Origin of the sequence: Prochlorococcus marinus CUG1435 (assembly GCA_017644375.1) — a bacterium.
Lineage (GTDB): Bacteria > Cyanobacteriota > Cyanobacteriia > PCC-6307 > Cyanobiaceae > Prochlorococcus_A > Prochlorococcus_A marinus_AH.
Map to the genome: position 1 here is coordinate 12323 of JAEPLP010000001.1, position 17491 is coordinate 29813.

The following is a 17491-nucleotide window of genomic DNA, read 5'->3' on the forward strand; positions in this document are numbered from 1 at the left end:
CTCAATACTAGTCCGAATTAGTCCACACTTTTTTCTCTAAATGTCCTGATATAGCTATAAGTCTCAATTATAGCCTTGTTTTAGCGGGTTCTTTGGGAGCACTAGGTAACAGGTTCGAATCCTGTCGCCCCAACTCAAATAATCCAAGTCGTAGAAGGGTTTCCATACTTTCTTTTTTATAATTTAAATTATGTCCTCAATGATTGCGGACAAAAGATAATTAATTGAAAGGTGAAGTGTTATTAGTAGGAGCTATTAGTAGGATTTCAAAAACTATCCCCGTCAATGCAATTGGCAAGACCCAAATACCAATAAATCTATGATCAAAGAACCTTAAATGATCTTCACCCCTGAAAACACTTCGTAAAGAAGTAAATAGGGTTTCAGGTTGCTTATAAGATGGCCCATTTTCAGAAGGAGAATATGGCTTAACAAAAGCGGAAGAAGCAGAAAACTTTGCAATTTTTCTTAAAAAATAAATAGGTAAAACCCATATAGCAACGAATCTTCCTCCAAGCCACTGTCTCGCATTAGGCAGAGCATACTCTTTGATAGATTTATTCTCTGGCATTCCAGATTCCAAATTCTTATAAATTTTTTCTAATGTAGATGAATTACTTGATTTATTGATCATTTGATTTTCAAAAAAATTTACTTTAAAAGGTGTAATAAATAAAAATATTCCTAACTACTAAAATAACTAAAACGTAGTTAGGAATATTTTCTTTGGCTAGGTTCATAAATACGGAATTTATACCGTTGCAGATTCGCCAAATATCTACATATTATTTATAAATAAAAAACTCTTTTTTAAAAAGTAAATAATATACATAAGAAGGAATAATATTTAATAATTTAGAGTTTTAATTAAGGATTTAATTTAGTATTCATGAATATTAAAAAATATTTAAACCTCATTTTCTAAGATTGCGAAAAAGAAAATGAGGTCAAAGGGTGGTTCTCATTACGAACCGCTTTATCAAAGCTAGCGGTTAGTAGATTGCCCTAATATCTACTTATATATTTATATAATGAGTTTTAAAATACAGGAAGATTAATTTTATACAACTATATGTTTAATATTTTATGTGATTATTGCTTAGGGAAAGCTAATTAATGAACTGACTATAGTTATTGAAAGATAAAAAAATGCATAAAGAGAAAGTGCAAAAAATAGATACTGTTCTATTGGAATCATGAGAAGGTATTAATTTAAGGGTAAGAAAAATTTGATTAATTTTTTGTTAAAAAGATATTTTCTAAAATATAACTTTGTTCTATTGATTCATTTTTAAGAGAAATATTTTTTGGCAAATTTTTATTCGTAGAATTAAAAGCACCCCATTTTTTTAGCCAAAATAAGGTATAAAAAAATGCGATTAAAAATGGTGCTCCGACAATTAAAAATCTAATATCCATCAGAATTTCCCATTAATAAGATTTAAACTGCATTGCCAATATTGCTCCAAGGAAGAAAACGGTTGGAATCCCTAGAGCATTAACTGCTGCGGTTCTTACAGTAAATACTGGATAACCTTCTTTTGGTCTGCCAGTATCAGGAATTAATGCTGAATCTTCCCATACTTGATAATTTTTAAAAGGAGCTACTCCCTTCTTGGGTAAACCTATTGGCGTTAATCTAAATACATCCCACCTACCTAACCAAAAGACTGTAAAAATCCATGAGAATATTATTGGTGCAATAACAAGTAAAATCCTGAAATCCATTTTTATTAAAGTTATAATAAATTCGATTATTATTTTGTCTTTTTTAGTTAAATAAATTAGTTAATCATTAACTTATATTTAGAAAAAAACCGCTAATAACATTGTTTCTAATCATTAGTAACATCATGAAATGATTAATTGATTTATTTAAAGTATATTTTTTTGGATTACGATATTTAGATATTTTTTTTGATGTAGATTTTAGTTAATTAAAAAACAAATATGGAAACCTTTAGATTCTTACTTTTTGGTTTTGCAGGAGTTAGTGTAGTTTTTTGGGTGGCGATAATAGCTTTATGGCATACATACATGTTTCCAAGATTCTTCAATGAAGATAAAGTTTTAAATTCTGTTATCAATCAAGAAATAAAAGTCCCAACAGATCCAATTTTAGGCAGTTTGGTTAACAGCAATAATTTCAAAAATAGAGATAAATATTCAATGAAAAATTTAGTTATTGCTGACTTTTCATCTGCAAGTAATAATTTCAAACTAAATAAACTCTACACGACAGTAATGATTGGAGTTGCATTTGCAAGTTTTATTTTTCTCACTTATGGATTAAGCAGTTCAATAACAGCTTTAAATTAAATGGAATCTATTTATGTAATTGTTTTTATTACTTGCTTTATTTATTTAATTTTTGACTCATTCAAAAATATAAATATTAAATAGATTACTAATGTTTTTTGCCAGCTAATAAAATTTTTCTTCTTAAATAAAAAAATACTAATGTAGTTATTATCATTACAGGTGGGTGAAATGATATTGAATTTAGATATTCGAAGTAATCAAATGATTCCAAAATTTTTACTGGTAATTTCCTAAAACTATATTTCATCTCTCAAATTCTTATTGATTTAAATAGATCACTATCTTGTATAAAATGCTAGTTAAATTTTTCTTAACTAATATTTTGCGGACAAATTGCGGACAAATATTACTTTATTTGTAATAACAAACCTCGCACAACCAAGCAAAAAATTAGATATAGATTGAAACCTAGTGCCGCACTAGAACTATTTAGTGCTTTGGGATAACTAGGTCGCAGGTTTGAATAATGTAGTCCCGAACAGTTATAGCAGTAAGTCTCAGATAATACCTAATTCACGCAAATAATTGCTTCACGTAAAACTCACGCAAAAGTTATTTTCTTCAGATTAAATGGCACAACTTTAGAAGATAGTCAGTTATTTGGTTCTGCCCAGCTTATGGCGTAATTATCAAAAGTTTTTCTGTCGCCCATTTTTTGTTTATAATTTTTTTATGGAGAAGTTCATTTTAATAAATAAAGATAAGTCAAGAATTAAAGTTTTTGAACCATTTGAAGATATTTCCAAGCCTTCGCCAACCATTGATGCAATGATGATTAGTTATGGCTGTGTATATAAAAGAAGTAGTAAACCAGTCATGACAGGTAGCAAGGTAGAAACTATTCAAGCTGCAAGAAAAGAATATGCAAAATTATTGAAAGAAGGTTGGAAGAAAACCAGTATTTTTAGAAGTTATTTTTAATCTAATTTAAAACGTTTGAAAAAAAAATTTGCATAATTTCTTACAACTGGTAATTTTAGTGGACTTGGATTAGTTAAAATGAAAGATCAAAAAATTGAAAGAATAGCATCTTTTGCAGTAAACATAATTAAAGTGCTAGTAATAATTTATCTAGGCTTCGTAGAAGTACTTAAAATTGGCAAATTACTTAGAGAGAAGTTAGATTCTGAATTTGATATTTCTCGAAAATGGGCTTCACAAGCTTATTCAATTCTAAAAAAACAACAAGCGGAACGAAAAGTAGCGAGGATTTAAAAATTTTTGCTATAAACTAATTGAGGCCAAACCTCGTCAGTACATTCTACGTTTGCTGCAAGACATAGATTGATTCAATATAGTTGCGAGTCGATTTAATAACCCTTCCAGTAGTTGGAATTTCTGGAGGGGTTTCTTGTTACTGATATTTAGTTAGTAAGCGATTATAAATTACCAAAAAAATTATTACTCCAACTATTCCATAAATTGCATGGGCTGGGTCATGATGATTCTGCCAAAGCTCCTGTAAAAATTCTTTTATTTATTTTTATCGTGTATGTTCTTAAGTCTATTTTATTAGGATTGTTTTAATAATTAAATTAAAATGTTTATTAAACTTTAGTATTCTTCATAGCTAAACTTTTGCCCTCCTATGCTTGCTTCATACATAAGGCCTCCTTTTGAATATGTAAGAACTGCAACTCCATCACTGTAATCAGCAGATGCATTAGCTCCCTCTGTAATTAATACTGCACTTGCTGATGCCCCAAATTCAAAATTACCTTCAGTAAATCTCTCCAGGGATTTTTTATCTTTGAAAAAGATAATTTGGCTAAATGCTTGTCCACCCAGTTGAAAGCCGATTGATACTTGAGTTAAGGTTGTTTTTCCTATAACATTCCCTTTCTCAAATACCTCACCACCACCTCTAGCCCCTCCAATTCCAATTCCTCCTTTTCCTACATTTGGGAAAACAGCGTAACCTCTAGCTTTTTTAAAGTAGGGTTTCAAAGAGGATATTTTTTTAAACTTATTTAATGCCTTTATTGTTTTATCATTAGCTTTTTTATCCCTAATTTTTTTATCTGATAATGGTTTCCAACCAGAAATTAATAATTCATATGAATTTTTATTTAATTGAGATTCATTTAAAGCAGACGACTGAACTGAAGTTAAATATTGCGGAAAAAATAATAGTAAAACCAAAAAAAACTTTCTAGTCATTTTCAAATAATTAATTTCTAAATAAGAATTAATATACCCTAATAAAGAAATTTAACATTTCATGGTGCTTTGGGAGCACTAGGTCGCAGGTTCGAATCCTTTCGCCCCAATCAGTTATAGCAGTAAGTTTCAGCTAGTAATATAATTAATTAAAAAAGTAGAGTGCTCAAAAAGTGTCCAAAAGTAGTCAATAAGTATTAAATTAGGTTAAATAACTCAATTGACTGGAATTCAATTGGAGAACGCCTCCAAAAATGGGGCTTCAATAGCTGGAATATTTTTAATAATAATTTGGATACCAGCTATCGCATCTGGTCTCTTTCAAATTTGGTTTACTTTAAATAGAACAGCAGACACTTCTCCAAGAGTAATACTTAAAACTTTTTTCATTATTTTTTTAACTACCGGAAGAGCCTTCTGTATCCCATTGTCAGGAGGAATTTTATTTTTCCAAGGTTGGAGGCTTGATCCCATTCTGCAATTTGAGATGTCTTTATTAGTGGTTGGAATTGCTGTTGAAATGATTCCTTCATTTATAAATGATTACAAAGCTTGGAGATCAAGAGTTGGCAGAGCATCAGCTACTATTTTGGTTGAGAAGCAACCAAGTGATAAAAAATAATAAAAAAGTTTTAAGCTTTACATTCTAAATTTAAGACCTGCGCGAATACTCCAAGCATCTACGCTTCCATATTCAAAGTCATCTACTGTATAACCACCTTGGAGTGAATAGACCCCTTCAATATAGAAATCACTTGTTTCATTCATTTCAACAGCAGTTCCTACTTTTAATTGGCCGGCAAAATTGCTTACCCAACCACCACCTACGTTACTTCCTGCTACGGTTATATTGTCCCATTCAGTTTTGTTAATACCTATCCCTGCTCCAATATATGGTGTAATTTTTGAGTCAAAATTTTCTGTTAGTTCATATAAACCTGTAACAAAAACACCGTCTTGAGTAACTCCACCGGAAACTGCAACAGCAATTCCTGCTTGATCAACACTAATTGCATCTAAATCGCCTGTATTCCTAGCCCATGTAATTTCTAAGCTAGAACGACCATAGTCGTAACCGACTCCTAATTCGGAACTGAAACCGTTGTCATGCTGCAATTCCCCAGAATAAGCCGTGTTCCCCCTCCTGTCATCCCATTCACTATCTTGAACAGCAGCAAGGCCACCTCCAATTGTTAGATACCATCCTTCCTTATCATCAGCTTTTGTCTGAGAAGCGAATAACACAGTGGAAAGTGAGGCACTAATAATTCCTGCAGTTAATATGCGGTTTTTAAAAGGCATTTTTATTAAGAAATTATATTTAACTTATATTCTTAACAACAAATTTGCAGCAAAATATTAATTAACATTGACATTTGATTTAAAATTGGAGGGATGAGTCTCCCATTTTTTATGGAAAATTTATTTATCATTTGCACCTTTAATTGCTCTTTTCAATATTATGCAGAGACTGTTGATCAATGGGTAAAAGAACAAGGAGATGGAACCGTAATTGATTATGACTTAGTAAAAATTAATGATCACAAGTCTCATTCTTTTTATACAGTTTCAAGTTTAGAAGATTTTGCAAAGATGTTAGATACAGAATGGGCTAAAGAATGGGATAAAGCTAATAATTGCAAAGATATAGTTTATAAACTTGAACTAGTTAAATGACTTACAAATGGAATGACAAATCTTGGCAAAAAGATTTCTTGAACATGAAGTCACATTCACCTTCAGATGCAAAACTTTTAATGGGAGGTGTAAAAGGATTGAAAGATGCTTGGCGTTTAGGTGTTCTACACGTTGAATACGAAAGACTAAAGAAGATAGAAGAGCAAAAACAGCAATAGATTCTTTGTTGGCTAGTTCCTCATAAACGGGTTAAAGAAAAAAATATCTTTTTAACCTATTTAGCCTTTTTAGTTTTTAAAATGTAGAAAATTCAAATTTCTAGCAAAATGATCAAAAAAGAAGAGAATATTCGCAGCGAAAGTTATTACCCAGATAGTGATTATTATCTTAATCAGGACAATACTCCTAAAGCGACTCCACTCTCAGAAGATCAAATATACAATATGGGGGCGGATTTTAAATGGCCAAATAGCTATTGGTTTATTGCGGAAAGAACAAATGGAAGGCTTGCAATGATAGGCTTTATGGCTGTCATTATTAACTACACCTTATTTGGATGGATAGCATATCCAATCCTTTAAATGAGTAATTCTAATTTTGGCAAAAATGGAGTTGATAAGTCTGGAACGCATTGGCTCCAATATGCTGCCTTTGTTGTGACTGCATTTGTTATTTATTTTGGTTGGGCATTTTTCAATGATGCTACTTTCCACCATTTCGGAGTAAAAATATTCAAGTTTTGGAATTGCAATGGATATAACCCTTTAAGTTATTGCTTAATGCGTTGGAGAGTAGATTTTTATCCCTAACAAAGGATTTTCTATTTGTATGAAATTTCTACCTTCACGTAAAAAGGTGGATTTGTATAACCTCAAATAACTTTTTGGGGGAGTTCTTGCCATAAATAATATTTATTTCATACTTCTTTCACGCAATAGAAACAGAAACGAATGTTTTAGAAAAGATACATAATAAATATTTTTTATTTTTATGGGTTATCATTCCATACAAATATTTAGGTAAATGAACTCAACAAAAAAATTATTTTTTAATTTATCTATTGGAGCTTCACTGTTAGGAGTTCCCGTTTTGGCTGAAGAAAACTCTGGGTGGTATGCAACTGGTAGTATCGGCTCAGGCGTAATAGGAAATATTGACTATATAAATGCTAATGGTCGTAGAACTGGTCAAATGGTCACGTTTGATTCTGGATTGGGACTAGATCTCGGCTTTGGCTATGACTTTGGAAGTGCAAGAGTTGAAGGTACTTGGAGCAGAACCCAATCACCTGGTGGTACTGATAGAGGAACTGTTTTTGATACAGATACAACAATCGATTCTCTTCTTCTAAGTGGCTACATTGATTTTAGATCTTCAAAACAATGGAGTCCTTTTATAGGTATTTCAGTAGGATCCACCAGAGTGGATCATCTTAATATTGACGATTCTGGTACTAGTTACGGTTTAGGCCTCGGTATAAGTTATAAAACTTCTGACACAACAGAAGTTTACTTTAAAAGCACAGGTATAGTTACTCCTGAACTTGATACACTAGGTATTACGAATGGTACCTATGGCAATGGAACAATAGGTGTTCGATTCTTGTTTTAAATAAAAACTTAAGTAAATTCTTACTTCTACCCAAAATACTTTTATTGACATAAACTATATTTTATAAAATTTGAAATTACCAGAATAAAATAAATAGAAAATAATTAATTTACTTAACTACTCAGTCATATTATGATCAAAACATTAGTAATCAAATCTGATTTATCTTTGTTAGCTAAATTGCCAAAACTTCAAAAATGCATTTACAATTAAATCTTTGCAGAACTGATCCATATTTCTAATTAAGTTATATTTTGCATTAAGAATTTTAGTTATAAGAAAAAATTTAAAAATAATTATAATAATTTTCCTTATTTAATACCTAAATATCTCTCACAGTAATAATTAGCTAACTCGCGGTTATTATAATTTTTTATTTCCTTTAAGTTAAGCTTCTTCATCGCTTCAGCACCTGTAATTTGATAGTTTGAATTAAGTTTCGCACAAGTATCTTTTACCTTTGATTCCATAACAAAAGGGGCTCTAATGTAAAAAGCAAAAAAGGATAGGAACAAACCAAAAATTAGTAATCCTCTATAATTCTTCCACCATTCATAAAATTTATTTTCCATAATTAAAGAGCCAGTTCACTTTTATTTTAGATCGAATGTCAATCTAAAAAATTCTGGTCTTTAATTAATTTAAAAAATTAATAACACCAAATATATCCTTATATGTTTTCATTAGTCCAGACTTAATAGCTGAAAAAAAATCTAATGGTTTAACTATAAATCACGACTTAAATCTTGGAGTGTTTTGAACCACAAAGTCCTAGATTCGAACCTGCAAACATTACTCCAATAATTAAACTCATGGAGAGGTTCTCCAGCCTTCTTTTTTTTTATCAACTAAATTTGTCTGTCGCCATATCCGACAATGCACCACATATATCGAGTCTCTAAGCACATTTATTAATTCTTCATTCATGGCAATGGCCTGAAGATCATTCAATTGTTTTTGAAGAGTTTTTTAGTAATTTATTTAATTCTAAGAGTTCTTTTTTAGTAAATTCACGATACTTTCCTACAGGTACATCTAACTTAATATTCATGATTCTTACACGCTTTAATGATTTTACTTTGTATCCTAAGGTCTCACACATTCTCCTAATCTGGCGGTTAAGTCCTTGAGTGAGTATGATTTTAAATTTTTTTGCCCCTAATTGTTTTACGAAACAAGGCTTAGTTATCGTCTCTAATATTTCAACTCCTTTACTCATGGTTTGAATAAATTCTCTATCAATAGGCTTATTAACGCTTACGATATACTCCTTTTCATGATTATTACTTGCTCTTAGTATTTTATTTACGATTTCTCCATCGTTAGTTAAAAAAATTAATCCCTCACTAGGCTTATCTAATCTCCCAACAGGAAAGATTCTTTTAGGATATTTGATGAAATCTATAATATTGTCAGGTTCTACAACTCTATCAGTTGTGCAAACAATACCTACAGGTTTATTAAAGGCTAAGTATACATTTTTTTGTTTCGTTGATTTTTCTATCCTTTGACCTTCAACTTCTACTTGATCACAATCCTCTACCTTGGCACCTATTTCAGGAACTTTACCATTAATGGTTACTCTTCCTTCTTCGATCAGTCTATCTGCTCTTCTTCTAGAACAGTAACCTACTTCACTTAAATATTTATTTATTCTGGTAGGCATTTTCTAAAAATTATCTTTTATCTATTATTAATGTTAGAAATTAAGTTTGAAAACATTAATTACTTTTGATGATTAATTACTTGCCTAATTTGCTTATGAGAAACGAATGTATATCTAATTGCGAACAAATTTACAAAATAACATCTTAAAATAAGATGGCAGTGTTGATTGAAGTTTTATTTTTGGTCTTCTTGCATTTCTAGTATGATTTTACCTAAAGTACATTTCTTAAAAGAAGGATTATAGAGTTTTGGCAACTGGCATATATTTGTTTATTATTGGCTGTTGTATAGGAAGCTTCGTTAATGTTTTAATTTACAGACTGCCGTTAAATAAATCAATAATTTATCCAAATAGTAGATGTCCACAATGCAACATAAATATTAAATGGTTTGATAATTTACCATTAATAAGCTGGTTTCTATTAAAGGGCAAATGCAGAATTTGTAAGACAAAAATATCTTTTTCTTATCCAGCGATAGAATTATTAGTTGGCATTTTAGTTTGGTTCAACATATATGCTCATCCAACAATTTATAGTCAACAACCAATATCTGTAAGAATATTATTTGGTATTATTTTTTGCACTTTATTAATTGCCCTGGCAATACTAGATTTTAAATACTTTTGGCTTCCTAAATCACTTACTTTAACAGGGCTAATATTAGGAATAACTGGATCATTATTTGTTGATTTTACTAATGATTTTTATCAATTTAATTATTCAATTAATACAATAGTTGCATCTTTTTTAGGTTTTAATTTTTTTATTTTATTAAGTTATATCGGCAAAAAAATTTACAAAAAGCCTGTCATGGGAGGAGGGGACGCAAAATTATGTGCTTTAATAGGTTCTTGGTTAGGAATGCAAGGATTATTTATATCTATATGGTTAGCCTTTTTATTAGCTGGAATTTTTGTAACTTTTGGTTTGATTTTAAAAAAAATAAAACGAGATCAAAAAATTCCTTTTGGCGTTTTTTTAGCTTTGTCTGGGTTACTTGTTTGGTACTTTGGTAATCAGATATTTTTAAAAATACTATTTTTACAGATTTAAATAAAATTTAACCAACAGTGGACATCATACTGAACATTGGAAGGTACATTGCAATTAATATTATTCCCACGAAAACAGCGACAAAAATTATCATTAAAGGTTCCATGATTGAAGTTAAGCTTTTAACACTTGAAGAAACTTCATCTTCATAAAAATCGGCTAGTTTTGTGATCATCTCACTAAGTTCACCTGTTTCTTCTCCAATCCTGAACATCGAGGTAAACATTATCGGTATTACTGACTCTTTATCAAAAGCTTTGTGCATAGGGTTTCCAGCTTGGATGTCTGTGTAAGCGTTTTCTATGATTCGATTAAATATTTTATTTTTGAGAGTTTTTTTTGCTATCGTTAATGCCTCTAAGATCGGAACTCCAGCACTATTTAATGAAGATAATGTTCTTGAAAAATTAGCCAAACAAGATTTTGTGACCAAATCTTTTGTAATTGGTAATTGAAGTAATGTTTTATCATACCACCAAATAAAAGCTGATCTACCTGATAAATATTTGGAAAACAAATAGATTGCTATGCCAGATGGAATTGCTTTATAGTAGAATTGTATTGATCTAATTTGATCAGATAAGTCAATTAAAAATTGAGTAATCCCAGGAAGTGGAGCACCTGATTGATCATAAATATCGACGAAAATTGGAATAACAAAAATCATCATTATAAAAACTATCACTAACGTGAGGATTGCTATTGCAGAAGGATAAGCCAAGGCACTTTTAATTTGGCCTTTAATTTTTGCAAGACTTTCTAATAATTTTGCTTGTCTATCGAGGGTTGTAGGAAGTAGTCCTGCAGTTTCACCTGCGTTTACAAGTGCTCTATACATTTCATTAAATACTTCTGGATATTTATCAAGCATTTCAGACATAGTTGAACCTTTGCTTATGCCTAGAGCTATCTCTTTAAAAGAGTATTGAATCGTTGGGTTTTCTGCGGTGTCTGAAATAATATTGAGAGAGTCTAATAAAGGTAAACCAGTCCTTATCATGGAGGATAATTGCTTTGTGGCGACCGCTAAGTCCTTAATGGGAGGGCTTTTTAATCTTCTTTTACCCATTGATTTAGATCTTATTAACTTCCTTTTTTCTCTTAATGAAGTCATGTCACCCTCTAAGAATTCTTTTCTTTCTTGAATTTTTAATTCGACATAAGTTTTTAAAAAAGATAATTTGCTTTTTTGTTTATTTCTAAGATTCTTTTTCTTCGAAGGTATTGGTATGACGTTTTTATATTTTTGAGTTATTTTTGCATTTTTGTGTTCAGGAACTCTATTAGGATTATCTAGTACTTTTCTCTTATGACGAGCTTTTTGCATAAGCCTTCTTAATCTGGCATTCTCAATAAATTTGTAATCCATTATTTTAGAAATTATATAGTATCAAGCCCATAATAATTAATTAGATTTTTCAGGATTGATTTCATCCAAAATACCTTTCAGAACATTAGGTCTATTACATTTGTAGAAAGCTTCGTCTGTTGTAATAATACTTTGGGTAACAAGTTGAGAAAGAGATTGCTCCAAAGTTTGCATTCCAAACTTACCTCCAATTTGGAGTTGGGAATAAACTTGTGAAGCTTTAGCTTCTCGAATTAAATTAGCGATTGCATTATTATTTACTAATATTTCTGCAGCCAAAGATCTTTTGTTGTCAATTGTTTTACAAAGGGTTTGTGAAATAACACCAATCAATGAGGATGAAAGTTGGACCCTAATTTGCATTTGTTGTGATGTTGGGAAAACATCAATAATCCTGTCAATGGTTTGAGATGCAGACGCTGTGTGTAAAGTTCCCAAGACTAAATGTCCTGTTTCTGCAGCGGTAATAGCTAAACTGATAGTCTCTAAATCTCTCATCTCACCTACCAAAATAATGTCTGGATCTTCTCTTAATGCTGATCTCAAAGCGTTAGAGAATGATTTTGTATCTTCCCCAACTTCTCTTTGTCTTACTAAACAATTTTTGTTGTTGTAGATAAATTCTATTGGATCTTCAATTGTAAGAATATGATGGGCGAAATTTGAATTAATCCAATCAATTCCACTGGCTAAAGTGGTTGTTTTGCCAGAGCCCGTAGGTCCTGTAACAAGCATCAAGCCTCTTGGCCTGCTTAAAAGTTGTTGAACACTATCAGGAAGGCCTATTTGGGAAAAACTTGGAATTTCAGTATTTAAAGCTCTCATAACACAAGAAATTTTTCCTCTATCTAAAAAAATATTCATTCTAAATCTTGCAATGCCTTCTAATCCATAACTGCAATCTAATTCTTTTTCTATTTTAAATGTTTGGAGTTTTGTAGCTCCGAGAAGTTCTTCAAGATCAAGATACAAATCTTTGGATGAGTATTGTTCACTTGATGCTGGTAATATTTGACCTTGAACTCTAAAAAAAGGGACACTATCGCCAGTTAGGTGTAAGTCGGAACCGTTACGCTTTACCAACTCGGTCATAAGATTTTTTAATTTCATTAGCTTTTATTGGGTGAATCATTTAATAAACAAACTCGTTCGACTTCTTCAATAGTGGTTAGCTCATTTTTCACTAAATCCATCCCATATGATAGCAAGCTTCTACCTCTATTTTGGAATGCAATTTCTCTAATTTCTTCAGCATTAGCTTGTTTCATAATTAACTCCCTGATTAAATCATTTACTTGCATGACCTCATAAATGCCAACTCTTCCTTTGTATCCAGTTCCATTGCAAACAGGACATTGAGTATTGTTTTTTATTAAAAATCTTGCCTTTTTGACTCCCATGCTTGCAGCCAATTCGTTCTCTACAGGATTTATTGTCTTAAATTCACTACATGATTTGCAGACTTTTCTTACTAATCTTTGCGCAACCAATCCAATTATTGAAGCTCCAATCAAATATGGAGGGATTTCCATCTCAGCAAGTCTTGTTATTGCAGTCGAAGTGTCATTTGCATGTAGTGTGGTAAAAACCATATGGCCCGTAAGAGCAGCTTCCATGGCGGCTTGAGCTGTTTCTTTATCTCTCGTTTCTCCAACCAAAATAATATCAGGGTCTTGCCTCATCAAAGATCTAAGTGCTCTTGAAAAATCGAGACCTTTTTCTCGTATAACTTGAACTTGGTGTATACCATCTAATGTATATTCTACCGGATCTTCTACTGTACTTATATTGACACCTGGCTTATTAAGTTCACTCAACATTGAGTACAAAGTAGTTGATTTCCCTGATCCAGTAGGGCCAACTATTATGACTATCCCATAAGGAGAATTTGACATATTTTGTATTAAGTTAAGCTCAATTTTTTCAGTTATTAATTTAGAAAGATTTAAAACAGAATTATCACTCTCTAAAGCTCTAAGAACAACTTTTTCTCCCCATCTTCCAGGTAATGTACTCACTCGGAAATCAGATTTTCGTCCCCTTAATAAACATCTAATCCTGCCGTCTTGAGGTAATCTTTTCTCTGAAATATCCAATTTACTCATGATTTTTATTCTGCTTATTATTGGACTTACATGAGACTTAGGGAAAGCAAATGCTTCTACAAGAACACCATCAATTCTGTATCTTATTCGTAATCTGTCTTCCAAAGGCTCAACATGAATATCAGATCCTTTTACTGTAAAACACTTGCTTAATATGGATGCAACCCCAGCTATAACAGGATCTCTTGAAGATGTTAATTCTTCTCCAAAAAGAATATCATTTTCAATTTCGGAATCTTCTCCAATCCTAGCTTGAGCCAATTTTATTAGAGCCTCATCATTTTCATCATCAACTAATTCATCACTTTCATAATCCTGAGAATCATCAAAATCAGAGAGTTGATTATTTTCTGTAAATTTGACATCTTCATATTTTTCTGGAAATTTATTATCTTCATTATCATTTTCAATAAATTCGTTTTTTACTTCATATGTATCTTTAGTAGTTTTTTTTTGAATACTTTCAACAGAAACAGAATGAGTTTTTTCAAACCAAGTTTCCCACTCAAGAGAGGTTATTTGTTTTAAGCTCACTTTAAAATTAAACTCACTTTCAATAGTATTGATTACTTCCTTTACTTTGATGTATGCCAAATTCATGGCCCCTAACAATAATGTACCGTCTACAATTTCAATAACAATTATCCCAGCATCTTCACATAATTCAGGGGTGAGAAAATCACTAATTTCCCTATTATCTAAAATTCCATTTTTGTTTTTGATTTCGCCGGTAGCAGACATTTAAAAAAGGAGAATTTTTAATAAGTAAAGATTTAATAAAGCATATTAATACTTTATTTTAAAATATAGCTATAATTCTAATTAAACTTATGTAAATTGCATTATTTTTCAAAAGTCTTTTCAAGATTCATGAAAAATCAAATTCATTTTCCTATTTTAATTTCTTATTTCTCAATTGCTTTAGCAAGCATTTTTTTTGTGACTAAAATAAATAGTGAAGAACAAAAAAATAATTCTTTATTGATTGATAATAGTTCGAATACAAATAAAATTTTAGAGGATAGCTTAAAGCCAATGCCATTGGGTGATTTCAACTCTGCATTACAAAGAGTAAAAACGAATAGAAATCCTTTCCAAGATCCTGAAAAGTCCGAATTATCAAACATTGATGATATTTATTCTGCTTTGATATTTAAAGGTATAGCTAGATCAGGGAGCAAATTACTTGCAATTATAGAAACAGATAATGTTCAAAAATTTTACGAAGTTGGCGATTTAATGGATAATGGATTTATTATCAATTCGATTTCTTATGAAGAAACCTCTGTTGAAGTTAGTAATGGTTCAAAGAACTATAAGTTAATTTTAGCTGGTTTGGAATATGAAAATTAATCCATTATTTCTAGAAAATTATATTAATACATTAAGAGTAAAATTTTTTGACTATTTTGCTTTAATTTCAAAAGAAAAATTTCAAAGAAATAAATCTGTAGGGAGCAATATGCATCTCCCTTTTATAAAAAATATTTCCAAGACCGAGAAATATCAAAAAATAATTGAAAAAATTAAAAGTCTTAAGATAAATGATGAATTAAAAGACAAACAAAATAAAAGTAAAAATACAGCTTCTTTTTTAAATGAAATTATAAGCTCTAGTAGTTATCAAAATTTAATATCTCAGATTAATCAATTTAAAAAGAAAAAAGTTAAACAAAAAAAATCAAAAAAAAATATTAAAAAAGTTTCTTTAAAAAAGAAAGAGGCTGATAGTGATAATTTTCAAAATATAATTTCTCAGATAAATCAATTTAAATTTTTAAGCTTTTTAAAATTGCAAAAGAGGGACTTTATCAAAAATTTAATTCCTAAGTCCAAAATAAAAAATCAATTATTTGAAGAATTAAAAAAATTCAGATTCTTTAATAAAGATTCTCTAGTAAAGCCAAAAAATAAAAAGTTTGATCAAAAAATTGGGATGATTTTTTATTCTGATCATAATCTTATCTTTATCAGCTTGAATATTAATTTGAACAATAGAATTAAAATAAATGGCTTAACAGAAATACCAATACCTGGAAATGTTATTGGGGATTCTTTAGTAGAAGATAGTAATGAATTAGCTAATATTGCTCTCGACTCAATTAATCTATTAGATTTAAATACCGCCCCTATTTTAGTAGTAATATCAAGTTCCTTTTTTAATATTCATACATTTAAAGCATCTGATTTAAAGCAGATATCATTATCAGATAGAAAAGTTCAGTCTAAAAGCCCTTACTTGCCGGATAATACACTTGTTGATTTTCTCAGAATGTCAGATCCTCAAATATCTAATGGTTTTGTTAGAACGACTTACTCTCAAAAAGACTTTATTAAAGGTTGGACTGATACATTAGAAATGATAGATCTTCCAATAATTGGTCTCGTTCCAACCGCCCCTTTAATTTTTGATGCGATAACAAAAACCATTGTAGAAGAAAAAACTATATTAATTGATATCGAATCAACAGTGACAACATTATTAATTGGTGGTGCATCAGGTGAATTAAATTCTCATAAGCTTCCCTTCGGTTCTAGCTTATACGTCTCATCTAATCTAAAAGATTCAGGGAAAAATTATTTTGATAGGGTTTCAAATTCAATTAAGATTATTATGAATAATAATAATGAAAAGCCACCTTTAAACATATTCGTTATGGGTTCAGGATTAGATAATCTGATCAATTCTGAATTCCATTTACCTAAGGGTTTTAAGAGTATTAACGAGCTAAAATTATCTGAATTTTCTTATTCTCCAAAAACTATGCAGATACATGAACTATTATCAGATTCAATAGATTCAAGAATTTTTTCACTTGCATCAATTTTGACATTATGCGTATAAATTATAATTTTGCTTTTAAAAACTCAAAATTAACCCCTTGGGAGAGGCCAGCTCCTCCTAATCTATTAATTTCAGATGCAAGTCTGAAGAAAAAAATTAGCTATATAATTGATCAGACCAAATTAAATAAAGAAGTAATTTATCCCTCTCTTTTTATTTTATTATCTAGTTTAGGGATAGAAATTTTAACTTCCTTTCCTAACAGAAATATCAAAAACTTAGAAAGTGATCACTTTCAGTACCAAGTTGTTTCCCAGAAATTGTCAGATTTAGAATCTTCAAAGACAAGATTTAGAAATAAAATTAAAAACATCGATAAATACTTCACACAAGCAACAACATCATATTTGTTTGCATTTTATTTACAGAGCACGGTTCCAAAAGGGGTTCAACTTATTAGCTATACATTTAGTGATAATGGTTTTGATATTATTGCAACCGCATTTAATCTTGATGCCCTGAATGAATTTATTACTTTAATAGTTGAGTCACCATTGATACTTAAAGACTCTGTAAATATAAATCAAGTTAATAGAAAAGATTCTCCTAAAACAGGTAATTCTGATCCAATCCCTGATTTTGAGATGGAAATTTACGGAGCAATAAAAAAATTAGACGTAGCAAAAAGAAAGGATTTGTATATAGAATCTAAAGCAAATGGTTTACTTCAAAAATTAAAAAGATTTAACAATCTAAAACTTAAACTAGGATCTTAAGG

The 17491-nt window shown here is 30.3% G+C and carries 24 protein-coding genes; 13 read left to right on the top strand and 11 right to left on the bottom strand.

The annotated features are described in order from the left end of the window. Positions 1–220: 220 nt before the first annotated feature. The 3 genes from JJ844_00095 to JJ844_00105 form a co-directional block, all read right to left on the bottom strand. Positions 221–634: a hypothetical protein gene (locus JJ844_00095; GenBank protein ID MBO6974078.1), complete on the bottom strand. Its 414-nt coding sequence runs from the start codon at positions 632–634 to the stop codon at positions 221–223. A gap of 599 nt (positions 635–1233) precedes the next feature. Continuing rightward, complete coding sequence (locus JJ844_00100) at positions 1234–1419, bottom strand: hypothetical protein (protein MBO6974079.1); 186 nt, start codon at positions 1417–1419, stop codon at positions 1234–1236. A gap of 12 nt (positions 1420–1431) precedes the next feature. Beyond that, positions 1432–1728: a cytochrome b559 subunit beta gene (locus JJ844_00105; protein MBO6974080.1), complete on the bottom strand. Its 297-nt coding sequence runs from the start codon at positions 1726–1728 to the stop codon at positions 1432–1434. 222 nt (positions 1729–1950) lie between these two features. Between JJ844_00105 and JJ844_00110 the strand changes: the two genes are divergently transcribed. The 3 genes from JJ844_00110 to JJ844_00120 all read left to right on the top strand — a co-directional run bounded on the left by JJ844_00110 (position 1951) and on the right by JJ844_00120 (position 3537). Further along, on the top strand, positions 1951–2319 hold the full coding sequence (locus JJ844_00110) for a hypothetical protein (GenBank protein ID MBO6974081.1): 369 nt from the start codon (positions 1951–1953) through the stop codon (positions 2317–2319). 675 nt (positions 2320–2994) lie between these two features. Further along, positions 2995–3243, top strand: coding sequence for a DUF1651 domain-containing protein (locus tag JJ844_00115; GenBank protein ID MBO6974082.1), 249 nt, complete (start codon positions 2995–2997; stop codon positions 3241–3243). 78 nt (positions 3244–3321) lie between these two features. Continuing rightward, positions 3322–3537: a hypothetical protein gene (locus tag JJ844_00120; GenBank protein ID MBO6974083.1), complete on the top strand. Its 216-nt coding sequence runs from the start codon at positions 3322–3324 to the stop codon at positions 3535–3537. A gap of 339 nt (positions 3538–3876) precedes the next feature. On the opposite strand, the gene JJ844_00125 is transcribed toward JJ844_00120, so the two are convergent. Beyond that, complete coding sequence (locus JJ844_00125; GenBank protein ID MBO6974084.1) at positions 3877–4482, bottom strand: lipid-binding SYLF domain-containing protein; 606 nt, start codon at positions 4480–4482, stop codon at positions 3877–3879. A 220-nt stretch (positions 4483–4702) separates the two neighbouring features. Here JJ844_00125 and JJ844_00130 point away from each other — a divergent pair, with 220 nt between their 5' ends. Then, positions 4703–5104, top strand: coding sequence for a hypothetical protein (locus tag JJ844_00130; GenBank protein ID MBO6974085.1), 402 nt, complete (start codon positions 4703–4705; stop codon positions 5102–5104). 17 nt (positions 5105–5121) lie between these two features. On the opposite strand, the gene JJ844_00135 is transcribed toward JJ844_00130, so the two are convergent. Then, entirely contained in the window at positions 5122–5784 is a 663-nt protein-coding gene (locus JJ844_00135; protein ID MBO6974086.1) for a porin family protein, read from the bottom strand. 111 nt (positions 5785–5895) lie between these two features. Here JJ844_00135 and JJ844_00140 point away from each other — a divergent pair, with 111 nt between their 5' ends. The 5 genes from JJ844_00140 to JJ844_00160 all read left to right on the top strand — a co-directional run bounded on the left by JJ844_00140 (position 5896) and on the right by JJ844_00160 (position 7731). Next, positions 5896–6159, top strand: a complete 264-nt coding sequence (locus tag JJ844_00140) for a hypothetical protein (GenBank protein MBO6974087.1) — start codon at positions 5896–5898, stop codon at positions 6157–6159. Beyond that, positions 6156–6338, top strand: a complete 183-nt coding sequence (locus JJ844_00145; protein ID MBO6974088.1) for a hypothetical protein — start codon at positions 6156–6158, stop codon at positions 6336–6338. The genes JJ844_00140 and JJ844_00145 overlap by 4 nt, the downstream gene beginning before the upstream one ends. Before the next feature lie 108 nt (positions 6339–6446). Beyond that, positions 6447–6701: a high light inducible protein gene (locus JJ844_00150; protein MBO6974089.1), complete on the top strand. Its 255-nt coding sequence runs from the start codon at positions 6447–6449 to the stop codon at positions 6699–6701. Further along, positions 6702–6929 carry a hypothetical protein gene (locus JJ844_00155; GenBank protein ID MBO6974090.1) on the top strand — a complete coding sequence of 76 codons (228 nt, stop codon included), beginning with the start codon at positions 6702–6704 and terminating at the stop codon, positions 6927–6929. A 214-nt stretch (positions 6930–7143) separates the two neighbouring features. Further along, positions 7144–7731: a porin family protein gene (locus JJ844_00160; protein ID MBO6974091.1), complete on the top strand. Its 588-nt coding sequence runs from the start codon at positions 7144–7146 to the stop codon at positions 7729–7731. A 311-nt stretch (positions 7732–8042) separates the two neighbouring features. Here JJ844_00160 and JJ844_00165 read toward each other — a convergent pair whose 3' ends face one another. From JJ844_00165 to rluF, 3 genes are all read right to left on the bottom strand, one after another. Beyond that, positions 8043–8303, bottom strand: coding sequence for a hypothetical protein (locus JJ844_00165; protein ID MBO6974092.1), 261 nt, complete (start codon positions 8301–8303; stop codon positions 8043–8045). 238 nt (positions 8304–8541) lie between these two features. After that, the gene (locus tag JJ844_00170; GenBank protein ID MBO6974093.1) at positions 8542–8682 is read right to left on the bottom strand and encodes a hypothetical protein; all 141 of its coding nucleotides are present in this window, start codon (positions 8680–8682) and stop codon (positions 8542–8544) included. Then, the gene (gene rluF / locus JJ844_00175) at positions 8675–9397 is read right to left on the bottom strand and encodes a 23S rRNA pseudouridine(2604) synthase RluF (GenBank protein MBO6974094.1); all 723 of its coding nucleotides are present in this window, start codon (positions 9395–9397) and stop codon (positions 8675–8677) included. Before rluF ends, JJ844_00170 begins: the two co-directional genes overlap by 8 nt. A 289-nt stretch (positions 9398–9686) precedes the next feature. Here rluF and JJ844_00180 point away from each other — a divergent pair, with 289 nt between their 5' ends. Continuing rightward, entirely contained in the window at positions 9687–10454 is a 768-nt protein-coding gene (locus JJ844_00180) for a prepilin peptidase (protein ID MBO6974095.1), read from the top strand. Positions 10455–10461: 7 nt separating this feature from the next. On the opposite strand, the gene JJ844_00185 is transcribed toward JJ844_00180, so the two are convergent. The 3 genes from JJ844_00185 to JJ844_00195 are packed head-to-tail and all read right to left on the bottom strand — an operon-like array spanning position 10462 to position 14633. Continuing rightward, entirely contained in the window at positions 10462–11823 is a 1362-nt protein-coding gene (locus tag JJ844_00185; protein ID MBO6974096.1) for a type II secretion system F family protein, read from the bottom strand. A gap of 36 nt (positions 11824–11859) precedes the next feature. Further along, on the bottom strand, positions 11860–12933 hold the full coding sequence (locus JJ844_00190) for a type IV pilus twitching motility protein PilT (protein ID MBO6974097.1): 1074 nt from the start codon (positions 12931–12933) through the stop codon (positions 11860–11862). After that, complete coding sequence (locus JJ844_00195) at positions 12933–14633, bottom strand: type II/IV secretion system protein (GenBank protein MBO6974098.1); 1701 nt, start codon at positions 14631–14633, stop codon at positions 12933–12935. The genes JJ844_00190 and JJ844_00195 overlap by 1 nt, the downstream gene beginning before the upstream one ends. 165 nt (positions 14634–14798) lie before the next feature. Here JJ844_00195 and JJ844_00200 point away from each other — a divergent pair, with 165 nt between their 5' ends. Genes JJ844_00200 through JJ844_00210 form a run of 3 tightly spaced genes read left to right on the top strand, consistent with a single transcriptional unit; the run spans position 14799 to position 17489 of the window. Beyond that, on the top strand, positions 14799–15281 hold the full coding sequence (locus JJ844_00200) for a hypothetical protein (protein ID MBO6974099.1): 483 nt from the start codon (positions 14799–14801) through the stop codon (positions 15279–15281). Then, on the top strand, positions 15271–16773 hold the full coding sequence (locus tag JJ844_00205) for a hypothetical protein (GenBank protein MBO6974100.1): 1503 nt from the start codon (positions 15271–15273) through the stop codon (positions 16771–16773). Before JJ844_00200 ends, JJ844_00205 begins: the two co-directional genes overlap by 11 nt. After that, complete coding sequence (locus JJ844_00210) at positions 16764–17489, top strand: hypothetical protein (GenBank protein MBO6974101.1); 726 nt, start codon at positions 16764–16766, stop codon at positions 17487–17489. The genes JJ844_00205 and JJ844_00210 overlap by 10 nt, the downstream gene beginning before the upstream one ends. The last annotated feature ends 2 nt before the right edge of the window (positions 17490–17491 follow it).